The 3073-nt window shown below is 63.7% G+C and carries 1 protein-coding gene and 1 pseudogene; both read right to left on the bottom strand.

The features are described 5' to 3' along the window. Positions 1-2239: glutamate synthase central domain-containing protein (locus ACHWRX_RS05070; RefSeq protein ID WP_394658335.1), on the bottom strand; the 2239-nt coding region annotated here is incomplete at its 3' end. Between the two features lie 273 nt (positions 2240-2512). Then, positions 2513-3073 (bottom strand): annotated as a pseudogene (locus ACHWRX_RS05065) (hypothetical protein); the annotation flags it as partial.

Genomic DNA, 3073 nt, shown 5'->3' with positions numbered 1-3073 from the left:
GATAGGTGGAGATACCCATCTTCGACATCACCTTACGGATGCCCTTGCCGATGGCGTAGACGTAGTTCTTCTGCGCCTGCCTGGCTTCGATCGGCAGCTCCTTGCGCACCCGCATCGCCTCGATCGTTTCGAACGCGAGGTAGGGGTTGATCGCTTCGGCGCCGTAACCCGCCAGCACGCAAAAGTGATGCACTTCGCGCGCTTCGCCGGTTTCGACGACAAGGCCGGTCTGCATGCGCAGGCCCTGGCGGACGAGGTGGTGGTGCACCGCCGCCGTCGCCAGCAAGGCGGGCATGGCGATGCGATCCGGCCCCTGCGCCCGGTCGGACAGGATCAGGATGTTCTTGTCCGCCAGCACCGCTTCGGTCGCGGTCCAGCACATCTCCTTGATCGCCAGTTCGAGGCCCTCGGCCCCGGACTTCGCATCCCAGGTGATGTCGATCGTCTGCGTGCGGAACGCGCCGTCCAGTGCGGATTCCACCGAACGTATCTTGGCCAGATCCTCGTCCGTCAGGATCGGCTGGCTGACTTCCAGGCGCTTGTGCGTGCCGGCGACGTGGCCGAGCAGGTTGGGGCGCGGGCCAATCATCGACACCAGGCTCATCACCAATTCCTCGCGGATCGGGTCGATCGGCGGGTTGGTGACCTGGGCGAAGTTCTGCTTGAAATAGTCGTAGACCAAGCGCGACTTGCGGCTGAGCACCGCGATCGGGGTGTCGGTACCCATCGAGCCGATCGGATCGTCGGCATTGACGGCCATCGGCTCCAGGAAGCGGCTGATGTCTTCCTGGGTATAGCCAAACGCCTGCTGGCGATCGAGCAAGGTGCCCGTAGGCTCCGGCAGCTCGGTCAGCTCGGATTCGATCACGTCCAGGTCTTCCAGCTTGTACTGGGCCTGGTCGAGCCACTTCTGGTACGGCTCTTCGGACGCGAGCTGGGTCTTCAGTTCCTCATCCTCGATGATGCGGCCCTGCTCGAAGTCGATCAGCAGCATGCGTCCCGGTTGGAGGCGCCACTTGCGAACGATGTTGTCTTCCTTGATCGGCAGCACGCCGCTTTCCGACGCCATGACGCACAGATCGTCGTCGGTGACGAGGAAGCGGGCGGGGCGCAGACCGTTGCGGTCCAGCGTCGCGCCGATCTGGCGGCCATCGGTGAAGGCGACGGCAGCCGGGCCATCCCACGGCTCCATCAGCGCGGCGTGATACTCGTAGAACGCGCGGCGTTCGGGCGTCATCAGCGCGTTGCCGGCCCACGCCTCGGGGATGAGCATCATCATCGCATGGGACAGGCTGTAGCCGCCCGCGAGCAACAGCTCGAAAGCGTTGTCTAGGCACGCGGTGTCCGATTGGCCATGCGGGATCAGCGGCCACATCTTGTCGAGATCGGCGCCCAGCAGGTCCGATTCCAGCGTGCGGCGGCGCGCGTTCATCCAGTTCACGTTGCCACGCACGGTGTTGATCTCACCGTTGTGCGCCATGAAGCGATAAGGGTGCGCAAGCTTCCAGCTGGGGAAGGTGTTTGTGCTGAACCGCTGGTGGACCAAGCCGAGTGCGGAAACGCAATCTGGATTGCGCAGATCGTCGTAGAACGAGCCTACCTGCGTCGCCAGCAAAAGCCCCTTGTACACGATCGTGCGGGTGGAGAAGCTGGGCATATACAGCTCGGTCAAGCCGGGAAGCCCATGCTTTTCGGCCATTTGCGCCAGCGGGTTCTGCGTCTGCTTGCGGATAGCGAGCAGCTTACGCTCGAACGCGTCCTGGTCCGCACAGTTGGAGCCGCGCGCAACGAAGCACTGGCGGATCACCGGCATCGATTCGATCACGGCCTTGCCCAGCCCGTCGAGCGTGACGGGAACGTCACGCCAGCCGATCAGGCTCTGGCCTTCTTTCTTGATGAACTTCTCGAAGATCTGCGTGATCAGATCGCGGCTGGCCTGGTCCTGCGGCATGAAGCACATGGCGACGGCATAGTCGCCCGGCTGCGGCAGGGTCAGGCCTTCGCCGTCCGCCCACTTGCGGAACAACGCGTCCGGCGTCTGGATCAGGATGCCCGCGCCATCGCCCAGCAACGGATCGGCGCCCACCGCGCCGCGGTGGTCCAGGTTTTTCAGAATCTCCAGCGCCTGCGATACGATGGCGTGCGATTTGGTGCCTTTAATATGGGCGACGAAGCCCACACCACATGCATCATGCTCATTACGCGCGTCGTAGAGGCCCTGGGGCTTCGGAAATCCCATCGATAAATACCCGTCCTGTCATTTGCCGGGTCATCCCTGCCTGATGATCTTTTCCGCCACGACCTTTCCGGTCGTTGACGAAGATCGCGAATCGCGGTGGTGCGACGCGCGGCAGGTTGGCCCGAATGTCTCCCATGACGATTACGGGCAATATTTGCAACTGCGAAGCCCGCCTTCCGGACATGATCGCTATCGAGAAAGCGGCAAACCGCGTGATTTTCTTACGTGGGCCGAGAGGGATAGTGGAAGCTGACAGGTCAGTAGGATCGCGTTTCAGGCCGCTCCGCTCATCCGTTGCAACGTCGCCAAGGCATCGCGCAACGCTTGCTCGGTCCGATCCGTTTCGCGATTGCGAGATGCCGGCGCGTCGAAAGCCCGCACGTTCGATGCCGCCGCTTCGCCTTGGGGTGGCGTTGGCAGCGGCGTGGAGCGGGTCAGGCCGCGCAGGGAGGTATATCCCGAAGCCAGGATATCTTCGCCCTCGGCTTGGTCATCCGGAGCGACAGGGGCGCCGATGAAGCGCGGTGCGACCGCAGCAGGCACTGCCTCATCGCCATGATCAGGCTGCGAATGCACGGCGCGCAGCCCGAATGGCGCATCTCCTTCGGTCGAAATCGACGCCTTGGCGGCTGCGGCAGCCAACAGAGCCGCAGCGGCTTCGCGGCGACGCGCGATCACCAGCGCCAGGCGCTCCAGCAGTTCAATGTGGGAGAGATCGTCCAGCGGGGCATTGGCGAGGCGCTCTGCGGCACTGGCGGGAATCGGTGGCGAAGTAACGCGCGGGGGCGCCGCCGATACGGTTGGCTGTTCGATCTCGGGCTCAGGTGCAACCTC

Origin of the sequence: uncultured Novosphingobium sp. (assembly GCF_964277725.1) — a bacterium.
Lineage (GTDB): Bacteria > Pseudomonadota > Alphaproteobacteria > Sphingomonadales > Sphingomonadaceae > Novosphingobium > Novosphingobium fluoreni.
This window is presented reverse-complemented; position numbering and strand designations above follow the sequence as displayed.